The following is a 15,075-nucleotide window of genomic DNA, read 5'->3' on the forward strand; positions in this document are numbered from 1 at the left end:
CCTGCGGAGCCGCGCCGCGCAGGTGCTTCGCACCTGGAATTCGGTGCCGAATTCCTTCGGAATTCCCTCCTGAGTTTCGCCGAGAGGGGTTGGGGCTTTCGGCCGGATGGCGCCGGAATTCGCCGCGCATTTCGCGGAAATCGCTTTCCCTGTTCCGACTGGAAAGCTTATGCATAACCCGACCAATTCGAATGCAAAAGGCGTCCCTATTCGCGCCAAATTCCTTTCCGCGAATAGGGACGCATTCCCAACTTGGGGAGCTGGATAGGCCGGTGACTTTCCGTCATGACTGATCCGGAATCAGGCGACCGAGGGTTATCGGGCCGGTCCTCGGGAACGGCCTGCCGCCGGGACGAGCCGGTCCTCCTGGCCGTGGACGAGCGGTACGGCCGGGAGCGGGCCCTACGGGGTGCCCTGGAAAGTGCCTACTGTGCCTACTGTGCCTACCTCGCAGGTCAGAGCCGGTAAAACCGGTAGGCACTTTCCGGCCGGTAGGCACTTTGTTGTGCCTACCGAGTGCCTACCGGGCTCCGTACGGCTGTGGGCGGCCCGTAGAGACGCTGCGGGGGCGAGCGGGTCCACGGGGCGCCCGGGGCCGCGTACGGGCCGTACGGACCGGTCCGGGGCCCAACTGCCCGGTATTACCGACCATTAGATGAATGCCCGGGTATGCACCCTGGGCAGGGCCCGGGGCCGGCCGATCGGCGACCGCCACCAGGACGAGCCCGTCCTCCTGGCCGTGGACGAGCCGGTCCTCGGCACGGCTCCGAGCAGGGACGGGACCGGGATAGCCGTATCCCGGGGTCGTGGGCGAGCCGGGGCCCCGGTACGTCAACCGGGAGACGTACGGGGGCCGGCGGGGACGTCGCGCGCTTCCCGGCCGGTGCGAGCCGGTGCCCTCGGGGTTCAAGCCGGAGAGCAGTCGGGGCACTTCCCGAGGTGCGCGAGGAACACCTCGCGTCGCGGGCTCCGGTGCAGCCAGCCGACACGGACGGCCGTGCTCATCTCGGTGTTGCACGCGGTGCAGAGTCGGCCCCTGATCCAGCCGTGCGCGTGGCAGTGGTCGAAGTTGAGCCGGACGGAACAGGCGGCGGCCCGGTACCCGTCTTCGGCGTACCGGGCCGCCACGTCGTCCGAGCTGGCCCCGCACGCTTCGCACGCGCCCTCCCGTGAGTAACGGGCGAGCTGCCAGGGCTTGTACGGGACCAGGCCGTACTGGTCGATGAACGTCACGAGATCCCCTCGGGAGACGAGCAGGGGCCCCGCCGTGTCGGCGGGGCCCCTGGTGGTGAGCTGCTACGCACCGAACCCGATGGTGGACACCTGCGTGTACGCGCCCCACTCGGAGCCGAGTTCGTCCTCGGCGATGTCCTCCCACTCGGAGTTCATCCCGTCGACGTCACCCGGCGCCCACTGGTCGACCAGCCGGTCCCACCGTGACGGCCGGATGTTGATGTTCCGGACTCCGAGGGCCCGTTGCCGGGAGGGGATCACCCCGCCCTGACTGAGCGGGTGGACCTCCACCCGGGTCCCGCGCCCGTTGTTGTTGAGACGCTTCTTCATGGACGTCGCGACGTTCCGCCGCCGCAAGTCCCCATAGGCCGCGTCGAGTCGGGACCGGTTCGCCTTGTTCGGGTCACGGTCCCCGGACAGCCACGCGATAAGCGTGCGCGGGGTGACGCCGATACCCGCCCGCTCCATCGCCTGATATCCGGCGGGGGAGTTCGTGAGGTACTTAAGCCGCGCCTCCAATCCGCGTTCATTTGCTGCCGAGAGTTTCAGTCCCCCGGCAAGTTCCGTGAGCCGGTCGGAAATAGCCTCTCCGCCCGGCTTTCCCTTTGCTCCGAATGCACCCGTGATTTTCCCGGCCATGTCGTCACTCCCCCTTTTCTGCGACAGGGGCGCCGACGACATAGGCGCCCTTCGTCTTCATTTCCATGAGTCCCCGACCCTCGGCGAATACCGCGCGCCAGTCTCCGGCCACGTGCAATTCGTCGGTACCGGTGATCCGGTGAACGGCGAGACCGGCGGTGTGTGCCCTGAACGCACGGCGCCACAGGTTGCCGTGCGCCTGCGCCCGGATGATCTGAGACCAGTCCGTGCGCTCAATAAGGTGATTGAACTTCGACGCTTTCGCAGACGTGGAAATGAACTTCGAATACATGGCCTTGACGTACGCGAGGGTCACCTCGTCCCCGCCCTCGATGGCGGCGGTACGCGCGTCACGGAGGATGATCCGGAACGCCCGGAGGATGCTCTCCGAGGACCCGCTCGTCCACGACTCATGGATGACCGGAGCGTCACAGAGCCGCCCGAACTTCTCCGTGGACGCGTCGAACGACAGTTGCAGGGTCGGCCGGGTCACCCACAGTTCCCCGGACAGCTCCCGGGACCCGAGCGGGTTGGGGATGTCGGTGTGCGTCCACTCCGGCGGGGTGATCCGGTAGAGACCGGCCCGGCGGCGGTCGAACTCCCCGCCCTCGGAGTGCTGCAACGCGCCGATCGGGAGATGGGTGTTCAGCGCGGACAGGTACGCGGCGTTGACGTCCAGGAGGTGAACCTCGGTGCCGTCCGGGGTCGCGGGGTTGGTCCACTTCGGACGCGCCTCCCACACCTCGTTCGCGGCGTGCTTGGACCGCTTGCGCAGGATCTCCGGCTCGACCGGGTGAGCGGTGAAGTCGTACCGGGCGCTGGTCCGCGTCGACTCCAGAAGCTCCATCCCGTCCGGGATAGCGGTCTTGATGAGAGCGGCGGTCGCCTTGTCCATGTCCCCGCCGGCCGATTCCAGGGCGGCGGCCACGCGGTCCGCGATGCTCGCGCAGACCTGCGGTTCGGCCTTCGGCTTCCGCGGTTCCTGGCGGCTCGTCTCGGGCCGCTTCGGCTCGTCCACGGCTACCGGGGCCGGGGGGGTCGGGACCGACGCCAGAGCGGGAGCAGGGGCGGCGGGCGCCGGAACGCGGACCGGGGCCGGGGTTGCTGCCGCTCCGAGGGTGCCCTCGGGCCACGCGTCCGGCTCCGTGCACGTCGCGTGCAAGCCATCGCCGTACAGATCGGCGGGCATCGGCCCTTTGCACCCACGGCAGATCACGAGCCCGCCCTCGGGACCCTGCGGAGTCTCGGGACCGTGGCCGCCCTCGGCCGGGCCGTCGGTCTCGACCGGCAGGGCCATTGACCAGAGTTCTTTGGGGCTGGAATGCCCAGTGATCTTCTTTTGGATGGTGTGCCGGTGGACCCTCCGGCCCTTCTGGTTCCGGTCCGAACCGATGATGTATCCGGCCGTCTCCAGAGCTTCACCCATGGCGCGGGCCGTGATCTCAATCGGGGCCCCGGCTTCTGCGGAGTACCGGGCGACGAACGCGGCGGCAGCGGACGGGAGCAGGTACAACCGCGTCGCGTCCGCCCACCCCATACCCATTCCCTGGGCATAGTCCCCGCGCCACCCGAGGGCTTGCCTCGGCTCCGGCGTGAGGCCGTGGACGTCCAGGACGTGGCAGGCACCGACCGCCAGGCCGTCAAGGATGGAATCCCGGATGCGGTCCGCCATCGACTGGCCCGCGTTGGCGTCGACCTGAGCACGCAGCGACTCGCACAGACCGGCCCACGCGCGCTCCCACAGCTCCCGGGCCCGGTCCTCGGTGACCCACCCGCGCGAGAGCGCGAACTCCAGCCCGCAGAAAAGGCCGGCGGCCTTGTCCGCCGACGACTCGACGTAGCGGCCGGGCGCGTCGGTGGCGGCGGCCAGGTCGACCGCGTACCGGTGTTCCAGCTCGGACACGTAAGCGTGCGCGGGCATCTTCGCGGCCCACCAGACGACGAACCCGGACATCAGCGAGGACCGCGCGGCAGGGCCGCCGTCCTCATCAGCGGCGGCGAACGCCTTCGGGTCGAACTCATCGCGGGAGAGCTGCAACAGGTGCGTACGGTTCTGCGCGGACTCAACCGCGGTGACGTCCTCGGCAGACAGGCCGCCGAACGCGCGCGGCCGGAGCCGGGCACGGGCCACGATCTTGTTGTCCTTGATGCCCATACGGCCCTTGGACGCGCCGTTGAACAGCGACCGGGAGAACAGGTCGAAGTAGTCCGCGCGCTCCCGTGCCGAGCCGGTGGGCGCCATGTCGTCCCACCCGACGAACATGTCCCCGAACGTGTGGTGCACGTACTCGACATAGGCCGGTGTGGCGAACGCCTTGCCCGCGTTGAACGGCAGGGTGTTCCAGCGGGCCGAAGGTGCCCAGCACTGCGTCAGGAACGCCATGTGGCCGGACTTCCCGGACCGGTTGACCGCGACGTACGTGCAGCTCCCCGAGGGGCGCCCCATGGCCGCGCGGAACACACTGCCGATCTCGACCGCCGCGAACTTGTCCGGAGTCATCCCGAACAACTGCCACAGGGCCTCGAACGCGCGCTGTCCGGCGGTCTGGTCCTCGGGCGGGTCCGCCATGGTGAAGGTGCCGAGCCCGTCACCGTAGACCGGGACATCGAGGTGGCCCTCGGCCGTCCAGGCTCCGCCGCCGTGGACGTACAGCCAACCGCCGTCGCGGCAGTGCCACCCGAGCCGGGAGTACGCGGGGATGGTCCGGAAGCGGTCGGAACCGAGTTTGATCGAGGTCACGATGTCCCCCCGCGCGCTCTGGCCGGTGGCTGCGAGAACCTGCGGGATCTCGGCGACCTCCTGGCGGTCCAGCCATGCCAGCTTCTCGAAGTCCTCGGCCGACACGGTGTCGACCACGACCGGGCCCGCATCGTCGCGCGACACCCGCAGGTCGTAGTAGGTGACCACGGCGCGGGACCGGTCGGTCGTCTCGGTGGCCGCGATCGGGTACGGCTCGCCGGTGTCGTCGGCGTACGCGGCGGTGATCTCCGCCCGAGCCGACAGGATCTCTTTCCGGGAGACCTTCGCGACCCGTTCCCCGTCCGCGCTCTCGCCGTAGGACCGGGTCACCCGGTAGTGCCCGTGCTCGTCCGCCTCGTACCGGTCGGCGATGCGCTCGGTCGTGATCTCTTCCCGGACGCCGTCCGAGCCAGTGACCACGCGGAGCGCCCGCTCGGTCCTCTGCCGGGGGGGCTTCGGGGTCGCCTGCGATGTCGTCTCGGTCATCCGGCGGCCCCCGCCTTCTTGGACAGGAGGCGATCGGCGTACGCGCGGGCCCGGGTGAGGGTCACCCAACCGGAGGTGATCAGCTCACCAGCGGAGCAGTGGACGCCCCATCCGCCACGGCCCCGGATGGTCCGGCAGATCAGGTAGACGGTCGTCCCGTCCGTCACGGTGGTCACCCGGCCGGAGCCGCCGACAGGGGTCACATGGGGATCGGTGGTCAGCACGGGTGCCGACTGGGTACTCTGGTGGTGCATTGAAGTCCTTGTCTAAGGGATCTATGCCAAGCCTCGGGCGTGAGACCCCGGGGCTTTCGGCATTTCTGGGTTCGGTGGCCTGCGGTCGTGACCCCCGTCGAAACGGGGTGAGACGGTCACGGAGCGCGGGCCGGGGTGAGTCGGTGGCACCTCCCCTGAGAGGCCAGGGCGCGGGGGGCCGGAGCCGGGAGCGCTATGGGCGCCGGCCGATGAACGAGGGTGAGCAGGAACGCCACCAGGGCGGCCCGCAGGTACGGCGGGAGAGCGGTGAAGGCGCGCACGAACGCGCGGCCCACAGACCGCCGACCGCTCTTGGTCATGCCGTGGACCATGGCGACGATGCGCCGGTCCACGTCCTGCGGGGGCGCCCCCCGGTACCCGCCGAACTTCCAGAGGATCAAGAACTCTTCCTCGGACATCCGGAGGAACATCTCCAGCACTCGGTCAGCGCTCCGCACGTCTCCCACCTCCCCCCGGGTCGTCGTCGGCATGAGGTCAGGCTCCGAACTGGAGAGGGATGGTCAGGGCGTTCGCGCCGATGGTCGCGCCGTTCGCCTTGATCGCGCGGTACATCTGCGCCAGGGCCACCCCGGCGGCCAGGGCCAGGGCGGCGGCGGCCACCAGGAGCAGGGCCTCGGATACGGGGATGTAGCGGCCCCCGCCGCGACCCTTGGTGTCCATCACCGGGACTCCGCACTTGCGGACGGTGTAGTTGACGGCCGGGTAGTCGCCGGTCGTGCGGGCCACGTCCATGACGGCAACGGTGCCTTCGGGCGTGATGCGCCAGTCCTGGGGGACGGAGGGAGCAACCGGGCCGGGCGCCGTGTCCATGAGGGCGGTCACCTCACCACTCCTTCTCGATAGTCCATATCGAAGATCATACGGTGCGTCAGGTTCCGTACGCCACTCCCGGGACGGGTGAATCTGGCGTGTCGCTCCCGGCCGGTCTCGCCTGTACGTCAACGCTTCTGGCGGTACGTCAACTGGATGACGTACGGCGGCCCCCGAGGACCCTCTCCCCGTCCCGGCCGGGACCGAGGACCGGCTCCGGGTGCGAGAGCGGCCCGGCCCCCGCGACGGGAGGGCCGGGCCGCGAATCAGGTGGTGCTGTCCGGGAGGGACGGGCCGGGGAGTCCGTGCTCCCGAGCCGCCGCCCGGTCCCGGAGCCAGGCCCGGAACTCGTCCACGGCCTGGCGGTCGCCCTCGGTCAGCCGGACGCGGGGATCGTTCCCGCACCCGGCCGTCAGAAAGGGGGCTCGTCGCTGTACCCCTCGGTCTGGCCGGCGGGAGCACCCGCTCCGGCTCCGACTCCGGCCGGGACCGCCGGGCGCGTACGCGAGGCACTGGCCCACGGGTCGTCACCCGCCACGGCGCCCGCGCCGTTGGTCTTGGCGACCTTCGTCACGGCGGCGGTCGCGAACGCGAGATCGGGACCAACCGCGGATGCCTCGATCTCCCACGCCGAACGCTTCTCGTTGGACTTCTCGTCCGTCCAAGAGCGCTGCTTCATGTCGCCGACGACGACCACCCGCATCCCCTTGGTGAGAGTGCCGGCCGCGTTCTCGGCCAGGGACCGCCACGCGGTGACGCGGTGGAAGTCGGTGCCCGCTTCCTTCCACTCGCTCGTCTGCCGGTCGAAGGTGCGGCGGTTGACGGCCACGCTGAACTTCGCGACCGCCGCCCCGGACGGGGTGAACCGCAGCTCGGGGTCCTCGGTCAGGTTGCCCACGATGGTGATCGGGGTCGTCGTCGTCATGTGCTGTCTCCCTGCTCGGATGTCGGGTGGTGGTCGGGGGTGAAGGGAACATCGGCCGGGCGGCCACGAGCGGGCCCGGGACGAACCGGGCCCGAACGTGATCAACCGGAAGACGACTGGGGAGCCTCGAAGAGTTCCAACTGGCCCGCTACCCGGGAGATCCCCCGGGCCTTGAGCTGCCGGTACTCCCCCGCCACCCACGACCGGGAGAACCCGGTCAGGGTGACGGCCACGCTCTGCGGCTGGCCGGTGGTGTAGCAGTCGCGCACGATCTCTGAGGCTCGGTCACGGGTCATCGTCTCGGACGGCTCGGACATCGCCACTCCCTCGGGGTCAGGCGCTCGGGACGGTCACGCGTCCCCATGCGGCACGGAGCCGGGCGGCGGACGCGGTGTAGCCCATCTCCCGGAAGCGGTCTTCCATCTGCCGGTACGAGCGGGGCGGGTCGGTCTCCCGGGCGAGCAGGATCACGACCGCGTCCAGCTCGGTTTCGGAGAGCCGTCCGCCCGCGTTCGGCATGACGTGCGACCGGGCCGTGTCGTCGGCCGTGCCGGTCTCCGGCGCCCACTCGCCGACCGTGTCGATACCGGCGAACTCGGCTCCGGCCGGAGTCGGAACCGGCGCGGTCGCCGTGTCGGTCGTGTCGGCCGGAGCCGAGAGCGGCACGGGAAGCGCGTCGGCCGACGCGCCCCACGTGTCGGCTCCGGGGGCCGTCGTGTCGTTTCGCGGCGCGTCCGTGTCGGTCGGCTCGTCCGTGCCGGTTGCCGTGTCGGCTCCGGCGCGGACCGGCACGCGGGGCGTGTCGGCCGGGACCGGCACCGTGTCGGCAAGGGACTGAGTCGACACGGTGGCCGTGTCGGTCTTGGGTCCCTTCTGGCCCTGTGCCGTCATCGCGGCGAGGTGCACGGCCAGTGCGGCGGTCAGGGGCGGCACGGCCGACACGGCGATGACCAGCGGCGGGCCCGCCACGATGTGCTGAGTCGACACGAGGTGACCAACCGCGTTGAGGACCATCGAGCCGACGACCGTCACGAGGGTGAGCCACATCCCGAGCCTGCGTGCCGCTTCCGGCAGACCGGCGGTCAGCCAGACCAGACCCGACACGAGGGCGAGCACGTCGACCGACACGGGGAGGGACCACTTCATCTCGCGTCCCCAACCGACCGCGCCGCCGAGCGCGGCGAGCGTGTCGGCAGACGCGGCCATTGCGACGGTCGCGACGATGGCCGCGCCGGACACGAGGACGATTCGAGTGCTGATCTTTGACATGTCGGGACTACTTCCTCTTGCTCTGGACGACACGGACGCTCTGGACGACCGACACAGAGAGTGTGTCGGCTCCGGTGCGCTTGCGGCACAGAAGGACCAGAGCGACGGCCGCGACGGTTGCGACTCCGAGGTACGGGGCCGCCGCCGACATGGCCGACACGGCGGCGGTCAGGGCCAGCGACACGCCCCACACGACGAACCCGATCACCCCGGCCATGGCCGACACGGCGGCGGTGACCGCCGACGCGCGCCACACCCAGCGGGGCACGATGGGGTCGTGCTCGGGGACGGCCAGAGCCGCGGACTGAGGGAGCGGGGCGCCGGCCGAAATCCTGGCGCTCGTCTCGTTCTGCCGCTCCCACGCCTCGATCAGGTCCGCCGTGGACGGCATCGCGGGCCGCTCGGGGGCCGTCTGGCGGGGGATCAGCGACTCGGGGGTGTCCGGGATGAGGAACCCCGCGACGTCGTCCGGCGTGAACTCCCTGCCGGGTGCTGGATACTCGTTGCTGCTCACGTGGTGCTCCTTCGTGGGTGTCAGGGCCTGGTGTCAAGGCCCGGTGTCAGGGCGCTGTCAGAGCGGATGTCAGCCGCTCTGACAGCGCGTCTACCTGGGGCTTTGGTGTCAGATGTCAGGGCGTCAGGCTGACAGTCAGGCGGACGTGAGGGCGGGCACGATGCGGTACTTGTGGCCCCCGGCGGGGACGAGCCGACCCTCCCGACCGAGACGGCCCAGCTCGCCCGCGACCCACGGCCGGGACCGGCCGATCTGGTCGCAGTAGTCCATGAAGTCCTTCGTCTGGACGACCATCCGGCCGGCGGATTCGAAGTGCCGGAGGATGTCCTCCATGGCCGCCTTCGGGTCGTCCGGCTCGGTCCCGGCCGGGGCGCCGAACATGGGCGCGTCGCTCGCCTCGGGGAGTTCGGCCTCGGGGTCGATCCCCTCGTCCTCGGGGTCCACCAGGGGCTCACCGGTCGTCATGTCGTCGTCTTCCGTGTCGGCGGTGCGCTGCGGGCCGACCGTGGGCACGGGACCCTCGGCCGGGCCCTGGCGGTCGGTGTAGTGCTGTCCAGCGACCGACGCGGCGGCGGTCGCGGTCACCTCGTCCATCGGCATCCGGACCGTGGCGAACTTCTCCCGAATCCATTCGAGGGTGACGGGGTTGTTCCGGAACGTCCGGGACGGGGTGGACCACAGTTCCTCGTCGATACCGGCCGACACGAGGTAGCAGTAGCCGGGCCGCTTGTTGCCCCACGCGCCCGGGTTGGCGCCCGCGTCCAGGACTTCGGACGGGAGCGCGAAACCGGCGTCCCGCTCGTCCACGCCCATGCACAGCGCGGCCGGGAGCGACGCGCGGGTGTCGGTGCTGATCTGGTAGCCGGAAGCGCGCTGCATCGAGACCACGAGCGAGGCGCCGGCCGACCGGGCTTCCTGTGCGATCCCGGTGAACGCGTCATCGTCCACGGCCCGCAGCGTGTTCGCCGCTTCCTCGAACCAGCCGATCAGGTACGCCATGCCGGGGCACCCGCACGCCGTGCGGTCGGTCCGGCACGTGTGCGCGGGGTCGTCCTGGCGGGTCGCGGCGGCGGGCTCCCACGACCGGTACCCGTGCGAGCCGAGCCACGTCTGACGGGCCGGGATGACCGCCTCGAACGCCGCGATCATCAGCGCCGCGCCGTCCTGCGTCGTGACGACCCAGTCGCAGGCCCCGAACGCCTCCCCGAGGTCCTGGCCCCGCTTCGGGTCCGACAGCCACACCGCGACGTCGCGGCGGGTGAGCACTTCCGCCATGACGTCGAGAGCGGCCTCGGTCTTGCCCGAGCCGGTCACGCCCATGACCAACAGGTGGATCGCCTGCGGGAGGGTGAGCGACAGCTCCCGGCCGTCGTCGTACACGCCGATGACGAGCGGGTCCGCGATCGAGCCGCCCGGGGCGGACGGGCCGGGGTACCAAATGATCTCTCGCAGCATGTCGTTCGGGACGATGACGAACTCGCCCTTGCGCGCCGAGTCGGGGTCGGGCCGGTAGCGCACGGCGGTCGTCGGCACGTCCAGCGCCGACGCGAGCCGGGGCAGGCTCTTGGAAACGTCCTCGTTGGTCGCCTCCCCCGCCGGGAGCGCGTACGGCACGGTGACCTTGTTCGCCTCGACCTTCGCCGTGCCCAGCTTCGTACGGGCCAGACCCACCTTCTCCAACAGGCCCTTGTCCGAGGACTCCCCGACCGCGTCCGGGTTCCGGCGCATGACCATGCGCACGTTCCACGACAGCGCGGTGACCGTCCCGCCCATCAGGAAGAGATCCGGGAGCGGGCCCGTGAGCGGACCGGAGAGCGCGGCCCCGGTCACCCACACCGAACCGGCCGCAACCGTGATCGCGGAGTGGAGCCGACGCTGTGCGCTCGTCCCCCGGCCCGCCCACCACGTGGCCGCCGTCATCGCCACGGACGACAGAGTCAGGCCGACCCCGGCCCATGCCGAGTCCTCCCACAGGAGGTGTGCGCCCGCGCCCGCCAGACCGACCCCGGCCACCCCGAGCCACGGGGGCAGGTGCGGCTTTGCCCGGTGCAGGAGGTACTTGCCGACCCCCGCGAGCGCCGACTCGCCCTTGAGCTGGTCCTCGTGCTGCTGCTCGATGTCCTTGCTGTCCGCCATGGCAACCACCCTCTCTACGTCTCGTCCGTCCGCCCGGTGGGCGCGGTCCCTCACTGGTCGGCCCAGTCCATCCGCCGGCCCTGCGGCTTACGGGCGCGGTGCTTCACGCGGTTGATCTCTTCCTCGTACGCCTGCTGAAAGGCCGCGTAGCAGGCAGCCGCGTTCTTCGCGGCGGCGGCAGCGGAATCCGCGGCCTTGCCGAGCTTCCGGGAGACGCGCCACGCACGGACCTTCGAGCCGCCGATACGCCCCTCCGGGTCCGGGACCGTGGACAAGACGCCCTTCAAGATCTCCGCACCCATCGACACCTCGAAGCTGATGCCGACCATGAGCGCCCGCAGGCTGTTGCAGTAGTTCCGGACGTCCGCCGGAGAGGTGAACTCCGGCACGGGGAGCGACGCCTCGGAGTGACCGCGCGGGCCCATCCCCTGCGCCGGAGTGCCGCCGCCGGTGGTGTTGCTCTTGGAGACGTTCACGGTGAACGACGGGGCGAACGACGCACCGAACTTCGCAGAGTCGTTCTTCGAGTCTTTCGGGTCCTTCGCGGTGCCGCTCTTGACTCCGTGGCTGAAGGTGTTCGTACTCATCGGCTGATCTCCGATCCGTTGGCGTTGCGGTGACGGGGGCAGAGGCACGGCGGCCAGATCATGGAGAGCTGCGCGACGTCGCAGTCATCCGGCCGGATCACCCGAAGCGGGGTCCATGTACGGCCGCTGTCCCGACTGACCCGCATGGTCATCAGGGGCCGGTCGGGCTGGTCACTCCAGATAGCGGCGCTCATGAACGCCTCCCTCCGCGTTGGGTATACCCACGATAGACGTAGGTGCACCCACAGGTCTACTTGTGTAGCCTCATAGGTAGGAAAACGACGCAGGGAGAGAGGCAATGACCACTCGCACAGAGCAGATCGCGGAACACTTTCGAGCGCTGATCAGGGACGGAGACTTGAAGCCGGGCGACCGGCTCCCCACCGTCCGTGAGATCGCTGCGGAGTTCAGCAGCACCGGGCCGACTGTCCGTCAGGCCATGGGGTGGCTCCGAGTGGAAGGAAGCATCGTCACGACACAGCAGGGGTCGTACGTGGCCGACCGCGTGAAGGTGTCCAGCAGTTCCCAGGACCGCCTCATGCGCGCGAGCCGTACCGCCTCGGTCCTGGCCGAAGGAGAGACGACCCGCGTCCTGGCCGCCGAACTCATCGTGCCGCCGCTGTACGTGGCCGAAGCGTTCGACATCGAACCGGGCGACCAGGCATGCCGCCGGGAGTACGTCACCGGCAAGGGCTCTCAGCGGCTCATGCTCGCCGTGGACTGGTACCCCGCCACCCTGGCCGCCGCCGTGCCGTCGCTGCTGTCCACCGCACCGGGCAAGGCGGGGCGAGTGCTGGCCGACATCACCGAGGCCACAGGACGGGCCATCACCAGCGGCAGGGACGCAGTCAAGGCCCGGACCGCAGACGAGCGGGAAGCCTCCCGGCTCGGGATCACCCTTGGATCCCCCGTGTTGGCCGGCGCCCACGCGTGGAGCGACGATCAGGGCCTGATCGTCTTCGGGGAGTGGGTGCTCCCGGAAGGTCTTGACGTGGGGTGGTCCTACGACCTCACGTAACCGCGCAGCTCGCAAACGGCCCCCGGTCCACCTGGACCGGGGGCCGCTCTCGTTACCGGATCATCCCGGAATCCGCCGTGAGATCATCGAATGTGACACCGCGCCAGGAACCAGCGGAAAGGGGGGTCACGTGCGAACCGTCCCCGTTCAAATCGTCTGCCGCCACTGTGCCCAGCCGTACCGGACCACCGTCCGGGGCGGGAACACCCGGTGCGCAAAGTGCCGAACCTCCCGGCACGTCCGCATCGATCAAGAATGGGAAGGGCCGGTATCCCCGGAACTTTCGGGGGCCGCCTCTCGGGCGCTCCAGGTCGGGGCCCGGCCTCCCGCGTGGTGCGAATGCTCCCGCTGCGGCCACGAATGGCAGTCCAGGGCCCGGGACCGCATGACCATCAAGTGCCCCGAGTGCGGGACCGGCAGCCGCGTCCCGTACCGCTCGCACGCCAACACCGGCCCGAATCCCGAGGGTTACCGACCGCCCCCGCCGCCGCGCCCCTCCCGGCCGTCGAGAATCCGCGTGCCCGAGCTGCCTGACGACGAGCCGCCGCGCGAGTCGTTCGCCACCTGGTGGCGCTCCGTGGGCCGGGCCGCGTTCGCCCCGACCTCACCGCGGCTTCCCTCTCCGGCTCCGGCCTCGCGGACCAGTCGGCCGGCGCCCGCGCTCCCGGCCCCGGCCCCCGCCGCTGTCCGGCTCGATCCCGGGTCCCTCTCCCAGAGTGAAGAGACCCGCCGCTCGCTCGCCTGCCAGATCTTCGGCTCGATCCCCGGCGCCAGCGTGCGCGTCTGGTATGACCAGCCGTCCGGCGCCTGCGAAGCGCTGGACCTCTCCCAGCCACAGGACCGCCGACGCTGCCCGGGGACCCCGGCGTTCGCCGTCGAGTTCCACCAGGGCTACAGCGTCACGCACGTCTACGCCTGCCATCTCCACGCGCGGCCCCTCGCGTCCGTCGCCGACCTGACGAGCATCGTCACCGCGACCGTGCACCGCGTGAAATAGCTCGCACCGCGCCCGACCAGCAACCCGAAACCGAAATACCTCCCGTACGAACGCCGAAGAACAACACCGCGCCAGCGGCCAGCAAACCAGCGGGCAACGCGGGTGCGTCCACGAAAACAACGCGTTGGCGCGGTCAACCAGCAACCGCACGAAAGAGGACCGATGGACCCCGAAGAACTTCAGAGCGTCTTCCCGTCCGGCTCCCTGTGTCGAGTCACCCTCGCATCAGCCGAAGTCCTGGAAGTGCACCCGGCTCACTTCCGGTTCACAGACGATGCCCTCGTGCTCCGGGGAACCTGGGACCTCGTGACGAAAGAGGAAGAGGTCCCGATGATCGGCGCCCGGGTCATCCCGTGGGCACAGATCACGGACATGGACTGTTCCAGCCCCGTGCGTAACTGGAACCGGGAGGACCTGGAGAGGGACATCAAGCGGTACGGCGTAGCCGACGCGGAAGCTCAGATGTTCCTGACCTGGGTCTAGTCGCCGCTGACCCTCGCTCTCTGGCCCCTGCTCCGTCCCCCGGGAGCAGGGGCCGACTCATGCCCGCGCCCGGGTGCCGAGGGCGCCCTCGGGCCCGGCCGGGGTGGTCGCGTACGTCTCCGACTCCGGCTGTACGTCTCCCGGTTGACGTACCCGGCCCCCGGCTCGCCCACGACCCCGGGATACGGCTATCCCGGTCCCGTCCCTGCTCGGAGCCGTGCCGAGGACCGGCTCGTCCACGGCCAGGAGGACGGGCTCGTCCTGGTGGCGGTCGCCGATCGGCCGGCCCCGGGCCCTGCCCAGGGTGCATACCCGGGCATTCATCTAATGGTCGGTAATACCGGGCAGTTGGGCCCCGGACCGGTCCGTACGGCCCGTACGCGGCCCCGGGCGCCCCGTGGACCCGCTCGCCCCCGCAGCGTCTCTACGGGCCGCCCACAGCCGTACGGAGCCCGGTAGGCACTCGGTAGGCACAACAAAGTGCCTACCGGCCGGAAAGTGCCTACCGGTTTTACCGGCTCTGACCTGCGAGGTAGGCACAGTAGGCACAGTAGGCACTTTCCAGGGCACCCCGTAGGGCCCGCTCCCGGCCGTACCGCTCGTCCACGGCCAGGAGGACCGGCTCGTCCCGGCGGCAGGCCGTTCCCGAGGACCGGCCCGATAACCCTCGGTCGCCTGATTCCGGATCAGTCATGACGGAAAGTCACCGGCCTATCCAGCTCCCCAAGTTGGGAATGCGTCCCTATTCGCGGAAAGGAATTTGGCGCGAATAGGGACGCCTTTTGCATTCGAATTGGTCGGGTTATGCATAAGCTTTCCAGTCGGAACAGGGAAAGCGATTTCCGCGAAATGCGCGGCGAATTCCGGCGCCATCCGGCCGAAAGCCCCAACCCCTCTCGGCGAAACTCAGGAGGGAATTCCGAAGGAATTCGGCACCGAATTCCAGGTGCGAAGCACCTGCGC

The 15,075-nt window shown here is 70.0% G+C and carries 17 protein-coding genes; 3 read left to right on the forward strand and 14 right to left on the reverse strand.

The features are described from left to right. Positions 1–906: 906 nt before the first annotated feature. The 13 genes from OG329_RS39535 to OG329_RS39595 form a co-directional block, all read right to left on the reverse strand. Positions 907–1,233, reverse strand: a complete 327-nt coding sequence (locus tag OG329_RS39535) for an endonuclease domain-containing protein (protein ID WP_331756775.1) — start codon at positions 1,231–1,233, stop codon at positions 907–909. 63 nt (positions 1,234–1,296) lie between these two features. After that, positions 1,297–1,872, reverse strand: coding sequence for a transcriptional regulator (locus OG329_RS39540; protein ID WP_331756777.1), 576 nt, complete (start codon positions 1,870–1,872; stop codon positions 1,297–1,299). 4 nt (positions 1,873–1,876) lie between these two features. Next, positions 1,877–5,098, reverse strand: a complete 3,222-nt coding sequence (locus tag OG329_RS39545) for a hypothetical protein (protein WP_331756779.1) — start codon at positions 5,096–5,098, stop codon at positions 1,877–1,879. Continuing rightward, positions 5,095–5,352 carry a hypothetical protein gene (locus OG329_RS39550; RefSeq protein WP_331756781.1) on the reverse strand — a complete coding sequence of 86 codons (258 nt, stop codon included), beginning with the start codon at positions 5,350–5,352 and terminating at the stop codon, positions 5,095–5,097. The genes OG329_RS39545 and OG329_RS39550 overlap by 4 nt, the downstream gene beginning before the upstream one ends. Positions 5,353–5,468: 116 nt before the next feature. Beyond that, positions 5,469–5,810, reverse strand: coding sequence for a hypothetical protein (locus OG329_RS39555; RefSeq protein ID WP_405802275.1), 342 nt, complete (start codon positions 5,808–5,810; stop codon positions 5,469–5,471). Between the two features lie 37 nt (positions 5,811–5,847). Then, positions 5,848–6,195 carry a hypothetical protein gene (locus OG329_RS39560; RefSeq protein WP_405802276.1) on the reverse strand — a complete coding sequence of 116 codons (348 nt, stop codon included), beginning with the start codon at positions 6,193–6,195 and terminating at the stop codon, positions 5,848–5,850. Between the two features lie 400 nt (positions 6,196–6,595). After that, the gene (gene ssb, locus OG329_RS39565; RefSeq protein ID WP_331756785.1) at positions 6,596–7,108 is read right to left on the reverse strand and encodes a single-stranded DNA-binding protein; all 513 of its coding nucleotides are present in this window, start codon (positions 7,106–7,108) and stop codon (positions 6,596–6,598) included. Between the two features lie 101 nt (positions 7,109–7,209). Further along, positions 7,210–7,425 (reverse strand): hypothetical protein, encoded by a 216-nt coding sequence (locus tag OG329_RS39570; RefSeq protein ID WP_331756786.1) that lies wholly within the window; start codon positions 7,423–7,425, stop codon positions 7,210–7,212. Between the two features lie 16 nt (positions 7,426–7,441). Then, on the reverse strand, positions 7,442–8,377 hold the full coding sequence (locus OG329_RS39575; RefSeq protein ID WP_331756788.1) for a DUF2637 domain-containing protein: 936 nt from the start codon (positions 8,375–8,377) through the stop codon (positions 7,442–7,444). 7 nt (positions 8,378–8,384) lie between these two features. Next, positions 8,385–8,891, reverse strand: a complete 507-nt coding sequence (locus OG329_RS39580; protein WP_331756790.1) for a hypothetical protein — start codon at positions 8,889–8,891, stop codon at positions 8,385–8,387. 135 nt (positions 8,892–9,026) lie between these two features. Then, positions 9,027–11,027, reverse strand: a complete 2,001-nt coding sequence (gene traB / locus OG329_RS39585; RefSeq protein WP_331756792.1) for a plasmid transfer protein TraB — start codon at positions 11,025–11,027, stop codon at positions 9,027–9,029. Positions 11,028–11,077: 50 nt separating this feature from the next. Then, on the reverse strand, positions 11,078–11,614 hold the full coding sequence (traA, locus tag OG329_RS39590) for a plasmid transfer protein TraA (protein ID WP_331756793.1): 537 nt from the start codon (positions 11,612–11,614) through the stop codon (positions 11,078–11,080). Further along, on the reverse strand, positions 11,611–11,808 hold the full coding sequence (locus tag OG329_RS39595) for a hypothetical protein (protein ID WP_405802278.1): 198 nt from the start codon (positions 11,806–11,808) through the stop codon (positions 11,611–11,613). Before OG329_RS39595 ends, traA begins: the two co-directional genes overlap by 4 nt. A gap of 104 nt (positions 11,809–11,912) precedes the next feature. On the opposite strand from OG329_RS39595, the gene OG329_RS39600 reads away from it, so the two are divergent. The 3 genes from OG329_RS39600 (at position 11,913) to OG329_RS39610 (ending at position 14,112) form a co-directional block, all read left to right on the forward strand. After that, on the forward strand, positions 11,913–12,632 hold the full coding sequence (locus OG329_RS39600) for a GntR family transcriptional regulator (protein WP_331756795.1): 720 nt from the start codon (positions 11,913–11,915) through the stop codon (positions 12,630–12,632). 517 nt (positions 12,633–13,149) lie between these two features. Continuing rightward, the gene (locus OG329_RS39605) at positions 13,150–13,629 is read left to right on the forward strand and encodes a hypothetical protein (protein ID WP_405802280.1); all 480 of its coding nucleotides are present in this window, start codon (positions 13,150–13,152) and stop codon (positions 13,627–13,629) included. A 282-nt stretch (positions 13,630–13,911) separates the two neighbouring features. Further along, positions 13,912–14,112, forward strand: coding sequence for a hypothetical protein (locus OG329_RS39610; RefSeq protein WP_405802281.1), 201 nt, complete (start codon positions 13,912–13,914; stop codon positions 14,110–14,112). Between the two features lie 57 nt (positions 14,113–14,169). On the opposite strand, the gene OG329_RS39615 is transcribed toward OG329_RS39610, so the two are convergent. Further along, complete coding sequence (locus tag OG329_RS39615) at positions 14,170–14,436, reverse strand: hypothetical protein (RefSeq protein ID WP_405802282.1); 267 nt, start codon at positions 14,434–14,436, stop codon at positions 14,170–14,172. Between the last annotated feature and the right edge of the window lie 639 nt (positions 14,437–15,075).

Source organism: Streptomyces sp. NBC_01506 (assembly GCF_045040295.1).
Lineage (GTDB): Bacteria > Actinomycetota > Actinomycetes > Streptomycetales > Streptomycetaceae > Streptomyces.

Coding starts and splice junctions, on each gene's coding strand:
- OG329_RS39540 (WP_331756777.1), bottom strand. CDS start 1,872: ATGGCCGGGAAAATCACGGGTGCATTCGGAGCAAAGGGAAAGCCGGGC.
- OG329_RS39545 (WP_331756779.1), bottom strand. CDS start 5,098: ATGACCGAGACGACATCGCAGGCGACCCCGAAGCCCCCCCGGCAGAGG.
- OG329_RS39550 (WP_331756781.1), bottom strand. CDS start 5,352: ATGCACCACCAGAGTACCCAGTCGGCACCCGTGCTGACCACCGATCCC.
- ssb (WP_331756785.1), bottom strand. CDS start 7,108: ATGACGACGACGACCCCGATCACCATCGTGGGCAACCTGACCGAGGAC.
- OG329_RS39570 (WP_331756786.1), bottom strand. CDS start 7,425: ATGTCCGAGCCGTCCGAGACGATGACCCGTGACCGAGCCTCAGAGATC.
- OG329_RS39575 (WP_331756788.1), bottom strand. CDS start 8,377: ATGTCAAAGATCAGCACTCGAATCGTCCTCGTGTCCGGCGCGGCCATC.
- traB (WP_331756792.1), bottom strand. CDS start 11,027: ATGGCGGACAGCAAGGACATCGAGCAGCAGCACGAGGACCAGCTCAAG.
- traA (WP_331756793.1), bottom strand. CDS start 11,614: ATGAGTACGAACACCTTCAGCCACGGAGTCAAGAGCGGCACCGCGAAG.
- OG329_RS39595 (WP_405802278.1), bottom strand. CDS start 11,808: ATGAGCGCCGCTATCTGGAGTGACCAGCCCGACCGGCCCCTGATGACC.
- OG329_RS39600 (WP_331756795.1), top strand. CDS start 11,913: ATGACCACTCGCACAGAGCAGATCGCGGAACACTTTCGAGCGCTGATC.
- OG329_RS39615 (WP_405802282.1), bottom strand. CDS start 14,436: ATGAATGCCCGGGTATGCACCCTGGGCAGGGCCCGGGGCCGGCCGATC.